Raw genomic sequence first — 16,824 nt, 5'->3', positions numbered from 1 at the left:
TCTCCTAAGGAGGCGAATCCGCCATGCCCTCATCGCTTCGCAGCAACCGCTTCATCCTGATCGCCCTGCTGCCCGCTTTGCTGATCTTCGTCCTATTCGCGGTCCTGCCGATCCTCTGGTCGATCTACTACGGCTTCTTCCAGTGGAAAGGCATGGGCGACGCCAAGTTCATCGGCCTCGGCAACTACCGGGAGATGCTGCAGGACCCCGTCTTCTGGCGGGCTCTGCGCAACAACCTGATCCTCGTCGTTTCCGCCATCGTCGGGCAGATCCCGATCGCGCTGGCCGGGGCGCTGCTCCTGACGGCGAACACCTGGTTCAACCGGCTGATCCGCTCCGCGCTGTTCATGCCGATGGTGCTGTCCACCGTCGTCATCGGCATGATCTGGGGCTATATCTACAACTATCAGTTCGGCCTGCTGAACCAGGCGCTCACCTTGCTCGGCCTCGAGAGCTGGACGCAGGCGTGGCTGTCCAATCCGAAGCTCAACATGTACGCCGTATCGATCCCGATCAACTGGAGCAACATCGGGCCGTACCTCATCATCTTCATCGCCGCGCTGCAGAACATCTCCTCGGAGATCCACGACGCCTCGGCCATCGACGGGGCGACCGGCTGGCGCAAGCTCGTCAGCGTCACGCTGCCGATGATCTGGGGCACCGTCGTCGTCACGATCGTGCTGTGCATCGCGGGCAGCCTCAAGGCATTCGACCACGTCATCGTCATGACCGGCGGCGGACCGGCCAAGTCGACCGAGCTGCTCGCCACCTATATGTACAACAGCACGTTCGCCGTCTACCGCTACGGCTATGGATCGGCCGTCTCCACGATGATCCTGCTCATCAGCCTGCTGCTGATCGGACTGAACATGGCGGTCACCCGCCGCAAATCGAGCTGACGAGAGGGGAGTGCCGACTGTGAAAACGACCACCGCGCCGCACGCCGACATCGCCGGCGGCCAGCGGAGCCGGCTGCGCCGCCTCATCGGCGGCGGAGCGCTCAAGCTGGTGCTGCTGCTCTACGCGGCAGGCACGCTGTATCCGCTGTACTGGCTGTTCATCAGCGCCATGAAGACAAATGAGGACTTCTTCGCCCGTCCGTACTCGCTGCCGAGCGAGTGGATCTTCACCAACATCACCCGCGCCTGGGACCTCGGCAACATGGGGAGAGCCATGCTCAACTCCGCCATTGTCACTTCGATTTCGGTCGCCCTGACGCTGCTGCTCGGGACGCTGGCCGCCTACGTGCTCTCGCGCTTCCAGTTCCGCCTGCACAAGCTGGCGCTGGGGCTGTTCGTCATCGGCATGCTCGTGCCGATCCACAGCACGCTCGTGCCGCTGTTCATCTTCATGAACAAGATCGGGATGCTCGACACGTACGCCGCGCTCATCCTGCCGTATACCGCCTTCGAGCTGCCGATCGCGATCTTCGTCGTCATCGCCTATCTGTCGTCCATCCCGCGGGAGATCGAGGAGGCGGCGCTGATCGACGGCAACGGCTGGTGGGGCGTCTTCTTCCGCATGATCCTGCCGCTGTGCAAGCCGGCGCTGGCGACCGTCGCCATCCTCGCCTTCCTGCGGTTCTGGAACGACTTCGCGTTCGCGCTCGTGTTCATCAACTCGCAAGCGCTCAAGACGCTCCCGCTCAGCCTGTCGCTGTTCTCCGACGGCTTCGGCACGGACTACAGCCTGACGATGGGCGCGATGGCCATCGCCGTGCTGCCGACGATCATCGCCTATCTCATCTTCCAGGAACAGATCATGAAAGGCATGACCGCCGGCGCCGTTAAGGGATGATTCGACCTTTTTCATCTGTTAGGAAATGGATTTAATCGCTTAGGCATTTTTAATGTGCCATGCGCTTAATCACATGACTTTGGGTCTTTCCGATCATAAATCAGCCGCTTTTTTCGACAAAAAGGCGGCTTTTTACGCTGAAGTCAATAGGACCATTGTGCAACTCTTCCTAGGATATGCTACTTAGATCATATTGACTAGGTTCATGAGCCCGTCTTATAATGACCGTGTGCAAATGTTGGTAATTGTAGATTTTTACTGGAATAATGATAATGCCGTCGAGAGGGAGCAAGGCGAATGGTATATGATGGGATCCTTCTAGGACTGATCGTCGGATTCATCCGCGCAGGGTGGAAGAATGGACTGATTGCGATCGGCAACCTTCGCATCAAGGGAGGATGGGTTTTCCCGGTCCTGCTCATCGTCCAGTTCCTGCTTTTCTTCCTGCAGGAAGACCTTCCATTCTTCGCTCAGTTCAATGGATACTTTTATATGATCATTTATGCGGTCGGGCTTTCTCTGCTCTGGATCAACCGGCATCAAAAAGGACTCGGAATCATCTTTGCCGGCGTGCTTTTGAATTTTCTCGTCATGCTGGTGAACGGAGGCCGAATGCCGGTCTCTATCGAAGCGGCATCCGTGCTGGACCCGATCTATCTGGAAATGCTTAAAAGTGGCGACGCCGTAAGCAAGCATTTCCTGATGGACGAGTCTACCCGGCTATACTTTCTAGGCGATATCATTCCGCTGTCGCCGCCCTATCCTCGGACGCAGGCAATCAGCATCGGAGACGTGGTAATCAATGTCGGGGCGTTCTTCTTTCTCTGCCAGTTGATGGGAAAGAAATCAAAGAATTTTGTCGCCTTGTCCCAAGAGTCTTCTTAATCAATTTTATACTCTAGGAAAGGGGGTGGGCAAACTATGAAGAAAGCGAATCTGAAAGTTATTTTCTTCAATATTTCCATTCTCGCATCCGTAGCCGTAGCTCTGACTTCGGGCTTTAGAGTAGGTTAATACAAACCGAACAATTAGGAGTCGGAAGAACAACTCTTCTGATTCCTTTTTTATATCTTTTTGGGGGAGTAACGACATGGGCGGTCAACAACGGTTAATTGGACTCCTAAAACCAAAAGAGTGGCTAGTCGTGGCGATTTGCCTCATGGGCACATTGCTGTTCTTGTCGTTCTTTTGGCCTGATGGATTTTCGCTGGATCGTAAGGACTGGGTCATCTTCTATGCAATGGTAGCAGGGGCTATAGTACTCGAATACTTTATGTACAAGCTGCCTCCAGAAGGTAATCATCAATCCATGGATTCGACGATCTTTCTTTCCTCCCTGTTTATTTATGGCGTGAAATTTTCCTTAATGGTATTACTCGTAAGTGCAATCATAATTGTTATTAATCGCAAAACTGTGGCATGGTGGAAGCATTATTATAATTTTATTACATACTCCGCGATGATTATAGGCGCTCATTTGGCTTTTCAATGGATGGGCGGGACCACGGGATCTTTTATCGTCGGCGAAATGTATGCTTTTGTCCTCGCTTTGGTCGCATATTTCTGTGTAAATATTCTCTTGGTGGCATCTTACTTTTTCTTGCTTTATCGCAACCAGTTGATTCCAGTCTTGGCTTTATTCGTTCGTGAATCGCTGTTTGCCTATATTGGAATCTTGCTGTTCTCCCTAGTGCTTGTCATTATGGTCTTGAAGACAGGTTTCTTCGGAATTCTTCTGTTCCTCATCATCGCCGTCCTGCTCTCCCACGTCTTCAAGCAGCTCTTCCTCATGTACCACGAAATCAACGACAAAGCCAATAAAGACCAGCGGACGGGGCTGTTCAACCACAGCTACCTCGAAGAGAAGCTGGATGAATATATTAAAAGCTATCGCGAAGAAGGCAAGCCGTTCTCCTTCGCCATGATCGACCTGGACGACTTCAAGAAATACAACGACATGTACGGCCACCCGCAGGGGGACAAGCTGCTCGGCTTCGTCGGCTCCATCATCAAGGAGGAGTGCGAGCCTCACGGCTACCTGTCCGCCCGCTACGGCGGCGAGGAATTCGCCATCATCATGCCGGAGCTGGACAAGAACAAGGCGAGGGCATTCGTCAACCATGTCCGCAAGCGGGTGAACAACGCGCCGTTCGACGGCGTCGACGTGCTGCCGCACGGCTGCGTCTCCTTCTCGGCCGGCATCATCGAGATGAGCGCGGACACCTACGAGAAGTCCCAGCTGGTCGGCTTGTCCGACCGGGCGATGTACATCTCCAAGTCCAAGGGCAAAAACGTCGTCACCGTCTACGGCGAGCAGACCTATCTGCCGCAGCAGTTCGAGCATGAGATCAACGAGCTGGAGCAGCAGATCCGCATCTTCCTCTCCAAGGACGTGTACACCTTCAAGCATTCCAAGCGGGTGTTCTCGTACGCGGTGGACATGGCCGGCATCCTGGAGCTCGGCGAGGAGGAGCGGCGCACGCTCATCCTCGGGGCGCTCATCCACGACATCGGCAAGCTGGAGGTGCCGCGCGAGGTGCTCACCAAGCGCTCGAAGCTCGACAAGGACGAATGGGATCTCATCAAGAAGCATGTCACGTTCGGCAAGGAGTTCCTGCTGGCGACCGGCAAGTATGCCGACCTGGTGCCGCTCGTCGAGCTGCACCACGAACGGTACGACGGCGGCGGCTACCCGCATGGGCTCAAAGGGACCGAGACTCCGAAGCTGGCCCGTATGCTCTGCATCATCGACTCGTTCGATGCGATGACGACGGAGCGGCCTTACCAGCGGACGAAATCGTTTGCAGAAGCGCTCGACGAGATGCACCGCTGCACCGGCACGCAGTTCGATCCGGAGCTCGTCGTGCCGTTCATCCGCTACATCGAGAGGCGGATCGAGCTGGGCGACATCCCGGACGAAGCGCTGGAGGCGATGGAGCAGCAGCGCAAGCTGGAGGCTTGACGATGCTTTCCTAACAAGAAAAAGAAAGGCGCTGCGGCTTCTGCAGCGCCTTTTCCATTCGCGGAGCGCTGCCGAGGGTTGACGAACCGCGCCTCGGAAGGCGATAATCAGGACACTTGTAAACGCTGTCTCATGAATTCGACACGAGAGGAGATGGGAGAGATCGCCAAGCCGGACAAAGTGCTGTTGAAGCTGCAGGAAGTGGCGGACCGCCGCAGCATCCTCGGCCTCTCCTGCGCCTATCTCATCCGCGGCCGCGTCGTCTGGAAAGGCAGCCTCGGGCTGGCCGACCGGGAGCGGCGGATACCGGTGACGGAGCGCACCGTGTTCCGCATCGCTTCGATCTCCAAGACGGTCGGAGCGGCCGCGATCCTGCAGCTCGCGGAGCGCGGCCTGTGCTCGCTCGACGACGACGCGGGGCGCCTGCTCGGCCTGCCGCTGCGCCACCCGCTGCATCCGGAGCAGCCGATCAGGCTCCGCCATCTGCTGACGCACACGAGCGGCCTGCAGGACGAATATGCGTCGTTCGCGGCCGCCTCGCGCGAGGAGCCGATGCTGCCGCTGTCGGAACTGCTGCTGCCGGGAGGGGCCTATCATCCCCTCCGCTTATGGGGGGAGCTCGCTCCGGGCGATCCGGCCGGCTACGCGTACTCGAACCTCGGGGCGATCGTGCTCGCCACGATCGTGGAGCGGCTGAGCGGAGAGCGGTTCGACCGCTACTGCCGCAAGCAGCTGCTGCTGCCGCTCGGCATGAGCGACTCCAGCTTCCTGCTGCACGACATCGAAGACCCCGACCGGATCGCCGTGCTGTACGAGCGGGAGCGAGCGGACGGCGCGTGGACTCCGGCGATGGATGATTTTCGGGGCGTCCTGCCGCCGCCGAACGCCGCTTTGCGCGACTACGTGCCGGGCGTCAACGGCTCGCTGTTCTCGCCGCAGGGCGGACTGCGCACGACGATCGCCGACCTGTCCCGCTGGCTGGAGATGCTGGCCGCAGGCGGCGAGCGTAACGGCGTCCGCCTGCTGAAGGCGCGGACCGTGCGCGACATGATGGACAAGCATTGGGTCCGCGATCCGCAGGAGGGCTTTTACCGCGAGGGGGGACTGCAGCTGCAGCGGACGCGCGACCTGTTCCCCGGCCGCCTGATGCTCGGCCACGCGGGCGACGCCTACGGCCTCAAGAGCGGGATGTACGTCGAGCCGGAGACCGGCACGGGCTTCGTCTACGCGATGAACGGCCTCGACGACGCCAAGGACGGCCATGTGTTCACCGCTGCGGAGACGGAGCTGGCGCAGGCGATGACGGATATTTTCCGCAAAAGGTAGCCGCGCCGCTCGCGCCGGAAAACCGACGGATTTCGCGTGTTTTCCCCGTTTACAGAGGAGCTTGTCGATGTTAGAATGGTTTACATCAGACCGGATGGAAGAGACAAAGCTTACAAGGGGTTATCACGATGCCGTATGATCGCAGCACGCTTTACGTGATCGGCGACGCCCAGTCCTCGGTCAACAATCCGATTACCCAGCAGTACAGCGCCTTTTTCATCGGACTCGTCGTCGAGCCGGATACGGGCGTCATCGTCGATGCCGGCTGTTCCTCCACGATTCCGCTTACCTCGGAGTTCGTCAAGTCGATCTTCGTCGGCTGCAGCGTGCTCGATGTCGAAGCGGTGAGCGACGAGATCCGGCGGCGCTATCACGGCTCCTCGCAGAAAGCTCTCATCGTCGCGTTCAAGGACGCCTCCAAAAAATTCAAATCCACACGCAACGGCCGCGAAGAGCGGGAACAGCCCACTTCCGGCAGCGTGTAAGCTGCTTTATTTATCCGCTCGGGCGCTCCGGCGCCCGGCACGTAAATAAAACCCAGCCCTTGCCGCCACCTCGATGGCGAGCTTCGGCTGGGTTTTTTCGTCCTTGGAGGCTCCATATTCATGCAGGGGAGGAAGAAAGATGAAGCTGTACGTATCGGTAGACATGGAAGGAATCACGGGCATGGTGGACAGCTCGTTCGTCTTCCCGGGCAAGCACAACTACGCTCGCGGCCAGCAGATCATGACCGACGAGGCCAACCACGTGATCGCCTCGGCGTTCGACGAGGGCTGCGCCGAGGTGGTCGTCAACGACAGCCACTCCAAGATGAACAACCTGCTGATCGAGCGCCTCCATCCCGACGCGCAGCTCCTGTGCGGCGACGTGAAGCCGTACTCGATGGTGCAGGGACTCGACGGCTCGTTCGCGGGCGCGGCGTTCATCGGCTACCATACGATGGCGCCGACCCCGGGCGTGCTCAGCCACTCGATGATCTTCGGCGCGCACCGCATGTGGCTGAACGGCAAAGCGGTCGGCGAGCTCGGCCTGAACGCATATGTCGCGGGTTACTACGGCGTGCCCGTGCTGCTCGTCGCCGGCGACGATCGGACGGCGGTGGAGGCGGAGGCGCTGATCCCCGGCGTGACGACAGCGGTCGTCAAGACCTACGTCTCCCGCACGTCCGCGCTCTGCCTGACGCCGGACAAGAGCGGCCAGCTGCTGCGGGAGAAGACGCGGGAGGCGCTCGGCTCGCGCGGCCGCGTCCAGCCGCTCGCGCCGCCGGACAAGCCGGCGCTGTCGATCGAGTTCGCCAACTACGGCCAGGCCGAATGGGCGCATCTGATGCCGGGCACCGAGCTCGACAGCGGCAGCCCGGTCGTCACCTTCGCCGCCGCCGACATGCTCGAGGCGTACCGCGCCATGCTCGTCATGACCGAGCTGGCCTCGCGCGCCGAGTTCTGCTGACCGATCCCCCAGCCTTCGAAAGGAGCGTCGCACGGCTATGGCTTCCTACATCCTGAAACGGTTCATTTCCATGGCGGTCACGCTGTGGCTCATCATTACGGTCACCTTCTTCCTCATGCACTCCGTGCCCGGCAGCCCGTTCGACAAGGAGGGCCGGAACACGAACCAGACGGCGGTCGACAACATGATGGCGTACTATCACCTGGACGAGCCGCTCGGCGTGCAGTACGTGCTCTACCTCAAATCGCTGCTGACGTTCGATCTCGGCCCGTCGATCGGACATTTCCCGACGACGGTGAACGACATGATCGGCCGCGGCTTCCCGGTGTCGTTCCAGCTCGGCCTGCTGGCGCTGTCGATCTCGATCGTCTGCGGCATCGCGCTCGGCACGGTCGCCGCGCTGCGCAAGAACCGGCTCATCGACCAGCTCGCGATGGTGCTCGCGGTCATCGGCATCGCGGTGCCGAACTTCGTCGTCGCCACGCTGCTCATCAAGTACGTCGCCGTCGAGTGGCGGCTGCTGCCGGTCGCGACCTGGGGCACGTGGCGGCATGCGGTGCTGCCGGCGCTGGCGCTGTCGACCGGTCCGCTCGCCATCATCGCCCGCATGACGCGGGCGAACATGGTCGAGGTGCTGACCGCCGACTATATCGAGACGGCCCGCGCCAAGGGGCTGCATCCGGCCGTCATCGTCTTCAAGCATGCGCTGCGCAACGCGGTGCTGCCGGTCGTCACGCTGCTCGGCGCGCTCGTCGCCAACGTGCTGACGGGCAGCTTCGTCATCGAGAAGATTTTCGCCATCCCGGGCATGGGCAAGTACTTCGTCGACGGCATCAACAACCGCGACTACTCGGTCATCATGGGCACGACCGTGTTCTACAGCGCGCTGCTGCTCGTCATGATGCTGCTCGTCGACATCGTCTACGGCTTGATCGATCCCCGCATCAAGCTGCATCGGAAGGAGGGACGGCCGTGAGCGTGCCCGATTCCCTGTTCGTCCCGATGAACCGCGACGCCGTCGACGCGGAGGCGATCGTGCGGCCGCGTCTCAGCTTCGCCCAGGAGGCGTGGCGGCGGCTCAAGCAAAACCGCCTCGCCTTCGCCGGGGCATTCCTCATCGTGCTGCTGGCGCTGCTGGCGACGGTCGGCCCGTACCTGCCGGTGCAGAGCTACGACAAGCAGGTGCTGGAGGACATCAACCTCGCGCCGTCGGCGCAGCACTGGTTCGGCACGGATGAGCTCGGCCGCGACGTGTTCGCCCGCATCGTCTACGGGGCGCGCATCTCGCTGTTCATCGGCCTGGCGGCGACGCTCATCGATGTCGTCATCGGCATCGTCTACGGCGGCATCGCCGGCTATGTCGGCGGCCGCGCGGACAACGTCATGATGCGCTTCGTCGACATGCTGTACGGCGTGCCGTACCTGCTCATCGTCATCCTGCTCATGGTCGTCATGGGGCCGGGCCTCGCCACGATCATCGTCGCGCTGAGCGCGACCGGCTGGATCGGCATGGCGCGCGTCGTGCGCGGGCAGGTGCTCACGCTCAAGTCGTCGGAATACGTGCTGGCGGCGCGCTCGATGGGCTCGGGCGGCTGGCGCATCATCCGCAAGCATCTGGTGCCCAACGCGATGGGCGTCATCCTGGTGCAGATCTCGTTCTCCGTGCCGTCGGCGATCTTCGCCGAGGCGTTCCTCAGTTTCCTCGGCCTCGGCATCCAGCCGCCGCTCGCGAGCTGGGGCGTCATGGCGAGCGACGGCCTGTCGGTCATCCTGTCGGGGCAGTGGTGGCGGCTGTTCTTCCCGGCTCTCTTCATCTCCGTGACGATGCTGGCGTTCAACCTGCTCGGCGACGGGCTGCAGGACATCTTCAATCCGAGACAGAGGAGGTCGTGACGATGTGGGGACGCAGCAGGAGGCAAAAGGCGGAGCTGTCGGCCGCGGCCGCGCCGCCCGCTCCGGTACGCGAAGACGCGCTGCCGGAGCGGGCCGGCGGGATCGGCGCCTCGGGCCGGACCGGTACGTTGCCGGAGCGTGCCGACAGCGGCAGTCCGGCGCAGCGGGACGAGTTGTCGGGGCGCCCGGTCCGGCCTCCGGGCGAGGTCATCCTGGAGGTCGACGACCTCCGGGTGAGCTTCCGCACGCACGGCGGGCAAGTGCAGGCGGTGCGCGGCGTGAGCTTCTCGCTGCGGCAAGGCGAGACGCTCGCTGTCGTCGGCGAGTCCGGCTGCGGCAAGAGCGTCACCGCCCGCAGCCTGATGCGGCTGCTGCCGGAGCATTCGTCCGAGCTGGGAGCCGGCTCCAGCATCCGCTGGAAGGGGCGCGAGCTGACCAGGCTCAAGGAAAAGGAGCTGCGCAAGCTGCGCGGAGCGGAGATCGCGATGATCTTCCAGGACGCGATGACGGCGCTCAATCCGACGCTCACGATCGGCGAGCAGCTGATCGAGGGCATCGCGCTGCACCGCAAGGTGCCGCGCTCCGAGGCGCGGCGGCTCGCCGTCGACATGCTGGAGCTCGTCGGCATCCCGAGCCCGGAGGCGCGGATGAAGCAGTACCTCGGCGAGTTCAGCGGCGGAATGCGCCAGCGCATCATGATCGCGATCGCGGCCTCGTGCAGCCCGTCGCTGCTCATCGCCGACGAGCCGACGACAGCGCTCGACGTGACGATCCAGGCGCAGATTCTCGACCTGTTCCGGATGCTGCAGGAGCGCACCGGAGCGGCGATCGTGCTCATCACGCATGATCTCGGCGTCGTCGCCGAGACGGCCGACCGCGTCTGCGTCATGTACGCGGGCGAGATCGTGGAGTCGGGCACGGTCACCGAGCTGTTCCGGCGCCCGCAGCATCCGTACACGCAAGGCCTGCTCGCGGCGCTGCCTCGGCTCGACCGGGAGCGCGGGCGCTCGCTCGTGCCGATCCCCGGCACGCCGCCCGATCTGTTCGCGCCGCCGCCGGGCTGCGCGTTCGCGGCCCGCTGCCCGCATGCGATGGAGGTATGCCGGCTGCATCGGCCGCAGATGGCAGAGCTTGGCGGCACGCATGCGGTCGCGTGCTGGCTGCAGGACCCGCGCGCGGCGAGGCCGCCGGCCTCCGGCGCCGGAGCGGGGACCGGTACGCCGGGCGAGCCGGCGCGCACGGCCATCGGATAGAGGGCCCGGCGCTGTCCGCCCCTTTGCGGGCGGAGAGCCGTTTCCACATAGAAGCTACCGAAAACGAAGCGAAGGGGAGAGCGGACAAATGGGGATGAAGAAGCTTTCGATGCTGCTGATGAGCGTGCTGCTGGCGGGAGGCGTGCTGGCGGCTTGCGGCAATGACACATCCAACGGGGAGGGCGGCGACGGGGAGGCGTCCGGCAAGATTCTCCGCTACAACAACAGCAAGGAGCCGACATCGCTCGATCCGCCGATCGGCTTCGACCAGATTTCCTATGACATCGTGAACAACGCGTTCGAGGGGCTGACCCGCCTCGGCAAGGACGACAAGCCGGAGCCGGCGATGGCGGCGGAATGGAAAGCTTCGGACGATGGGCTGATCTACACGTTCACGCTGCGCGACGGGGTGAAATGGTCGAACGGCGATCCCGTCAAGGCGTCCGACTTCGAGTTCGCCTGGAAGCGGCTGCTGAATCCCGAGACGGCGTCCGACGCGGCGTTCCTCGCCTACCCGATCGTCGGCGCGGAGGACTACAATTCCGGCAAAGGCTCGGCCGACGCCGTCGGCATCAAGGCGAAGGACGACAAGACGCTCGAGATCACGCTGCGCCATCCGGCGGCATGGCTCGTGCAGATGACGGCCAGCCCGGCGTTCTTCCCGGTGCATCCGGCGACGGTGGAAGGGAACGCCCAGTGGGCGGGCGAGGCGTCGACGATCGTCAGCAACGGTCCGTTCACGATCACGGAGTGGAAGCACGAGGAAGAGCTCAAGATGGTCAAGAACAAGGACTACTGGGATGCCGATACGGTGAAGCTCGGCGGCGTCACATACAAGATGGTCAACGATACGAATACGGCCTATCAGCTGTTCTCGACCGGCGAGCTCGACACGACCGGCAGCATCCCGGCCGACATGGCCGACCAGCTGTTCGCGGACAATAAGGTCAAGGTCGAGGAATCGGCCGGAACGGCGTTCTACCGCTTCAACACGACGATGGAGCCGTTCACCAACAAGAGCATCCGCCAGGCGTTCGTCGCCGCGGTCGACCGCCAGCAGCTCGTCGATCTCGTCCTGCGCCAGAAGCACCAGCCGGCGGTCGGCTTCGTCTCGCCGGGACTCGAGGACGCGGCAGGCGGCGACTTCCGCGATGTCGGCGGCGACCTGATCGGCTTCGACGCGGCCAAGGCCAAGGAGCTGCTCGCGGCTGGCATGAAGGAAGCAGGCTACTCGGCGCTGCCGCCGATCACGCTGACGTACAGCACCAACGACGTGAACCAGAAGGTCGCTCAGGCGATGCAGGCGATGTTCAAGGACAACCTCGGCGTCGACGTCAAGCTCGAGAGCAAGGAGAGCAAGGTGATGGTCTCCGAGCAGAAGGCGCTGCAGCTGCAGCTGTCCCGCTCGTCGTTCCTGCCGGACTTTGCCGACCCGATCAACTTCCTCGACGGCTTCCAGTCCGACAATCCGTTCAGCCGTACCGGCTGGAAGAACGCCAAGTTCGACGAGCTGATTCAGGGCGCGTACGAGCAGGCCGACGAGAAGAAGCGCTACGAGATGATGCACGAAGCGGAGAAGATCCTCATGGACGACGCGCCGATCCTGCCGCTCTACTACTATAATAGCGTCAACCTCGAGAGCGACAAGCTGTCCGGCGTCGTGCGCCATGCGTTCGGATTCATCGACTTCAAGTGGGCGGAGCTGAAATGATGCTGCGTCCCCGGGCGCTGAAGCCCGGCGACACGGTGGGCATCCCCGCGCTCGCCAGTCCCGGCGATCCGGAGCAGATCGAGGCGGCCTCGCGGCAGCTGGAGCGGCTCGGGCTGCAGGTACGGCTCGGCCGCACTGTATCGCTGCGCCGGGGCTACCTCGCCGGCCGCGACGAGGAGCGCGCGGACGAGCTGATGGAGATGTTCGTTGATCCGTCGATCGCCGGCATCGTCTGCGCCCGCGGCGGCTACGGCACGGCGCGCATCGCCGACCGGCTCGACTACGGCGTCATCCGCGCCAACGCCAAGGCGTTCTGGGGCTACAGCGACATCACGTTCCTGCACGCGGCGATCGGCCGGCTCGCCGGGCTGGTCACCTTTCACGGGCCGATGATGATCGACCTGCGGGAGCAGCCGGCCGGCAGCGGCGGCTTCGACCATGCGCGGCCGCATCCGGTGACGCTGGAGGCGTATCGGCAGCTGCTGGAGCCTCATGCGCCGAGCTATGGCGAAGAGCACGGACCGCTGCGGCCGATCGTGCCGGGAGAGGCGAGCGGTCCGGTCGTCGGCGGCAACCTGTCGCTCCTCGTCAGCACGCTCGGCACGCGCTATGAGCTCGACACGCGCGGCCGGCTGCTGCTGCTGGAGGACGTCGACGAGGAGCCGTACCGCGTCGACCGCATGCTCATGCAGCTGCGGCAGGCGGGCAAGCTGGACGACGCCGCAGGCGTCATCGTCGGCGATTTCCACAACTGCGGCCCGGCCAAGCGCAAGGCGTCGCTCACGCTGGACGAGGTGCTGCAGGAGCATCTCGGCGCGGCGGGCAAGCCGGCGCTGGCCGGCTTCCGCATCGGCCACGGCTCGCCGCAGCTCGTCGTGCCGCTCGGCGTAGAGGCGCGGCTGAGCACGGCGGAGCGCCGGCTGGTTTTTACGGACCCGGGCTGGGCAGAGGACGAGACGGGGAGCGGATCGGTGACGGACAGCGAGAGAGGCTAGGTTGAGGAGGACATCCGGCATGATTATAGAGAGCATCAAGGCGATGCGGCAGTCGACCCCGATGGCGAAGCCTTTTCGGACCGCGCTGCGCACCGTGCGCGAGGCGGAGTCGATCATCGTGCGCGTCCGCGACCGGGACGGGCGGATCGGCTGGGGCGAGGCTCCGTCCACTGTCGTCATTACCGGCGACAGCCTGGAGAGCATCCAGGCGGCCATCGAGCATACGCTCGCGCCGCCGCTGATCGGGCAGAGCCTGCTCGGCTACGAGCGGCTGCTGCAGACGGTGCACGGCGCGATGGTCGGCAGTCCGAGCGCCAAGGCGGCGCTCGACATGGCCATCTACGACCTCGTCGCCCAGCATTGCGGCTTGCCGCTGTACCAATTTCTCGGCGGATACAAGGACGTGCTGGAGACCGACTTCACGGTGAGCGTCGGCGAGCCGGAGGAGATGGCGCGCGATGCGGAGGCGAGCGTGCGCGGCGGGTTCGACGTGCTCAAGGTCAAGGTCGGCAAGGACGAGGCCGATCTCGACGTGCGGCGGATCGAGGGAATCCGGGCGCGCGTCGGTCCGGACGTGCGCATCCGGCTCGACGCCAACCAGGGCTGGAGCGTCAAGGAGGCGGTGCGCGCCATCCGGAGGATGGAGGATCTCGGGCTGGACGTCGAGCTCGTCGAGCAGCCGGTGCGGGCCCATGACGTCGAGGGGCTCAAGGCCGTCACCGACGCCGTGCAGACGCCGATCATGGCGGACGAGAGCGTCTTTTCGCCGGCGGAGGCGCTGCGCGTGCTGCAGCTGCGGGCGGCCGACCTCATCAACATCAAGCTGATGAAGTCGGGTGGCATCTACAAGGCGCAGCAGATCAACGCGCTCGCGGAGCAGCACGGCGTCGAGTGCATGGTCGGGAGCATGATCGAGTCGCGCGTCGCCGTCACGGCGGCGGCCCATCTGGCAGCGAGCAAGAAGAACATCACGCGCTTCGACTTCGACGCGCCGCTGCTCATCGGCAGCGACATCGTCGACGGCGGCGTCCGCTACGACGGCCGCGTCATGACGTTCCCCGACGCGCCGGGCCTCGGCATCCGCGGCGTGCGCATCATCCGTCCGGGAGCGGGCGTTGCGGTTTCGTAGGTTTTTGGTGAAGCCAGAGCTGGATTCGAAGGTGAATCCGGCTCTGGTTTTTTTCCATTTTGTGCTGATAGATAAATTAGGTATAAGTGTATAAATCGGGTATAAATGGATGAAAAGGAGTTTGATTTCATATGATGAAAAGGATGATCTCGATTCGTGCTGTTGGCTTCTTCTTGGCAGCGATCTTGGTTTTGGGAAGTGTCGGCGCAGGCTTTGCTCCGGCCGTGCGTGCAGACAGCTAGACGTACAAAGCGGAATTAGCTTTGGTTAGTGATTTAATGGGCCAATTGATAAAAATGCAGATCTGCCCTCCAAAACACAAGGTGTAACCGCGGCTGCAGATCTAACGGAGGGCGGTCTCGGTTTCTACTATCCTGTCACAGAAGATGTTGATACCACGGCTAAAGTTTTTGTCAAAGCAAAAGTAATTTACTTGTGCTATGTCGATAGCTCCCCGGTATTTTTTGTCACTCCTAAAGTGGAGACTTATTTTAATCAAAATTTCTGAAATTGAAACGAGGACTAAAATGATCAGGAAAATTATTCAAATAGTGGTCTCTGTTGTTCTTATAGGATTAGTTTTTGCTCTTGTTGTGACAATTAAGGACAAGAACGATTGGGAGCGAAAATCTGGAACAGACCTTTTTAGTGTCAATTCCACACTGGCGAGAGGATCTGCTCTCGAATTAAGGGAGTTATTCAAGGCGACGAAAGAGGGAAACATCGTTTCCTTTGAGGCGATGCGTTTGATGCTGATTAAATATGAGAATGAGTCCACCATTTTAAGAGAAATGACGGATGACAGAATCACCGATTTTCATGTGGGCGGCAGGATGCTGGACTATTTGGTCCACCATCAGCTGGACCGCAATCCTCTGACGGCCGAACAAGCCGTGTTCATGCAAGAGGCCGCTGCGCTATTTCATGAAATTGCCCTTCAGCATGCCATGCTGATGGAGCAGGACGGCACGCTGCACCCAGAGAACGTAAACAAACTGGCTGCATTTCAGCGGCAGCTGAGCCAAAAAGCCGATTTCGTCGGCTCGTGAATTGTCATTCCCGATCATGCACGATGATCGGGTTTTTTGTTCGATGCAAAGGATCGGAGACTGTTGGTGGAGAAGGTAGAAGCAGAACTCTGGAATGCAAGTCAACGCATGGCGAATTCAATCGTTGAAGGAGGCATGGCGGCATGAAGCAGGCGAGCGGAAAGGAAGCGCGCGTGGCGGTCAGCGTGGCCGGCGTATGGACGAGCCCGGCGCATGCGCGGGAGCAGGACGCGCCGGCGCTGGCGTCCCCGGCGGACGTGAGGGGCTGGCTCGGCAGCATGGGCTTCGAGCAGCGGCTTGACCTGTGCGAGGGCAACCGGCTGCAGACGCAGCTGCTGCTGGGCGAGCGGGTGCTCGTCGCGGAGGAAAAGGACGGCTGGGCGCGCATCCATGCGCCCGCCCAGACGACGGCCAAGGAGGCGGGCGGCTATCCGGGCTGGATGCCGCTCGTGCAGCTCGTGTTTGACGGCACGGTGAGCGTTCCGGAGCGCGGCGATGCGGCTCTGCGCGCGGTCGTCACGGCCGAGAGCGCGTGGCTTCATCGCGGAGGCATCCCCGTCGGGAGCGCGGCGGATCAGGCCGCGTCCGCGCCTGCCTGGACCGGCGGGTCAGGCCCGGCAGCGGCAGAGGCCGCCGCGCCAGCGGCAGCCTTCAGTTGCGAAACAAGCGACATAGCGGCAGAGGCCGCCGAGCCTGGCGCCGCCTGCGAGCCGCAGCCATGGATCGAGCTCAGCTTTCTCACCGAGCTGCCTGCCGTCGCCGAGCGGGGTGAGTGGGTCGAGGTCTCCCTGCCCCACGGGGGAGGCGGGCTGCTGCGACGGAGCGACATCCGGCTGATCGGGCCGGAAAAAGGGGCGGCAGGATCCGGAGAAGGCCGGCATGCCGGCCGGATCATCGTCGAGCAGGCCAAGCGCTACCTCGGCCTTCCTTATCTATGGGGCGGCATCTCCTCCTTCGGCTACGACTGCTCCGGGCTCGCCTATGCGATGCACCGCGCGGCCGGCTTCGCCATCCCCCGCGATGCTTCGGATCAGGCGCGGAACGGCCTGCCGGTGGACAGGGAGGAGCTCACGCCGGGCGACTTGCTGTTTTTCGCCTATGAGGAGGGCCTGGGCCGGGTCCACCACGTCGGCATCTACGCGGGCGGCGGACGGATGATCCACTCGCCCCGGACAGGCCGCTGCGTCGAGCTCGTCAAGTTCGACGAGAGCTATGAGCTGTACCGCGAGCATTGCGCCAGCCGCCGGTACTGGAGCTAGG

General features: G+C 62.5%; 15 protein-coding genes. All 15 read left to right on the top strand.

The window, feature by feature from the left end; genetic code table 11:
- The first annotated feature begins 23 nt into the window (after positions 1-23).
- The gene (locus tag HGI30_RS19440; RefSeq protein WP_168909034.1) at positions 24-899 is read left to right on the top strand and encodes a carbohydrate ABC transporter permease; all 876 of its coding nucleotides are present in this window, start codon (positions 24-26) and stop codon (positions 897-899) included.
- Positions 900-972: 73 nt separating this feature from the next.
- Positions 973-1,797 (top strand): carbohydrate ABC transporter permease, encoded by an 825-nt coding sequence (locus tag HGI30_RS19435; RefSeq protein ID WP_235680461.1) that lies wholly within the window; start codon positions 973-975, stop codon positions 1,795-1,797.
- A gap of 297 nt (positions 1,798-2,094) precedes the next feature.
- Positions 2,095-2,682, top strand: coding sequence for a DUF5317 domain-containing protein (locus tag HGI30_RS19430; protein ID WP_168909033.1), 588 nt, complete (start codon positions 2,095-2,097; stop codon positions 2,680-2,682).
- An 817-nt stretch (positions 2,683-3,499) separates the two neighbouring features.
- A complete protein-coding gene (locus HGI30_RS19425; protein ID WP_235680201.1) occupies positions 3,500-4,759 on the top strand; it encodes a bifunctional diguanylate cyclase/phosphohydrolase in 1,260 nt (419 codons plus the stop codon).
- A gap of 132 nt (positions 4,760-4,891) precedes the next feature.
- On the top strand, positions 4,892-6,085 hold the full coding sequence (locus tag HGI30_RS19420) for a serine hydrolase domain-containing protein (RefSeq protein ID WP_168909031.1): 1,194 nt from the start codon (positions 4,892-4,894) through the stop codon (positions 6,083-6,085).
- Positions 6,086-6,213: 128 nt separating this feature from the next.
- Positions 6,214-6,570: a DUF3870 domain-containing protein gene (locus HGI30_RS19415; protein ID WP_168909030.1), complete on the top strand. Its 357-nt coding sequence runs from the start codon at positions 6,214-6,216 to the stop codon at positions 6,568-6,570.
- Positions 6,571-6,709: 139 nt separating this feature from the next.
- Entirely contained in the window at positions 6,710-7,534 is an 825-nt protein-coding gene (locus tag HGI30_RS19410; protein ID WP_168909029.1) for a M55 family metallopeptidase, read from the top strand.
- Positions 7,535-7,571: 37 nt separating this feature from the next.
- Positions 7,572-8,510: an ABC transporter permease gene (locus HGI30_RS19405; protein ID WP_168909028.1), complete on the top strand. Its 939-nt coding sequence runs from the start codon at positions 7,572-7,574 to the stop codon at positions 8,508-8,510.
- Positions 8,511-8,536: 26 nt separating this feature from the next.
- Positions 8,537-9,427, top strand: coding sequence for an ABC transporter permease (locus tag HGI30_RS19400; RefSeq protein WP_168909988.1), 891 nt, complete (start codon positions 8,537-8,539; stop codon positions 9,425-9,427).
- Between the two features lie 2 nt (positions 9,428-9,429).
- Positions 9,430-10,680 (top strand): ABC transporter ATP-binding protein, encoded by a 1,251-nt coding sequence (locus tag HGI30_RS19395; RefSeq protein ID WP_168909027.1) that lies wholly within the window; start codon positions 9,430-9,432, stop codon positions 10,678-10,680.
- Positions 10,681-10,774: 94 nt separating this feature from the next.
- Entirely contained in the window at positions 10,775-12,391 is a 1,617-nt protein-coding gene (locus HGI30_RS19390) for a peptide ABC transporter substrate-binding protein (RefSeq protein WP_168909987.1), read from the top strand.
- The gene (locus HGI30_RS19385) at positions 12,388-13,386 is read left to right on the top strand and encodes a S66 peptidase family protein (RefSeq protein ID WP_168909026.1); all 999 of its coding nucleotides are present in this window, start codon (positions 12,388-12,390) and stop codon (positions 13,384-13,386) included. The genes HGI30_RS19390 and HGI30_RS19385 overlap by 4 nt, the downstream gene beginning before the upstream one ends.
- Positions 13,387-13,405: 19 nt before the next feature.
- Positions 13,406-14,515 (top strand): dipeptide epimerase, encoded by a 1,110-nt coding sequence (locus HGI30_RS19380; protein ID WP_168909025.1) that lies wholly within the window; start codon positions 13,406-13,408, stop codon positions 14,513-14,515.
- A gap of 527 nt (positions 14,516-15,042) precedes the next feature.
- Entirely contained in the window at positions 15,043-15,564 is a 522-nt protein-coding gene (locus tag HGI30_RS19375; RefSeq protein ID WP_168909024.1) for a hypothetical protein, read from the top strand.
- 143 nt (positions 15,565-15,707) lie between these two features.
- Positions 15,708-16,823, top strand: coding sequence for a C40 family peptidase (locus tag HGI30_RS19370; protein ID WP_168909023.1), 1,116 nt, complete (start codon positions 15,708-15,710; stop codon positions 16,821-16,823).
- Position 16,824: the final 1 nt, after the last annotated feature.

Source organism: Paenibacillus albicereus (genome assembly GCF_012676905.1).
GTDB classification, from domain to species: domain Bacteria; phylum Bacillota; class Bacilli; order Paenibacillales; family Paenibacillaceae; genus Paenibacillus_O; species Paenibacillus_O albicereus.
The sequence above is the reverse complement of the archived record's forward strand: the minus strand, read 5'-3'. Positions and strand labels throughout refer to the sequence as shown.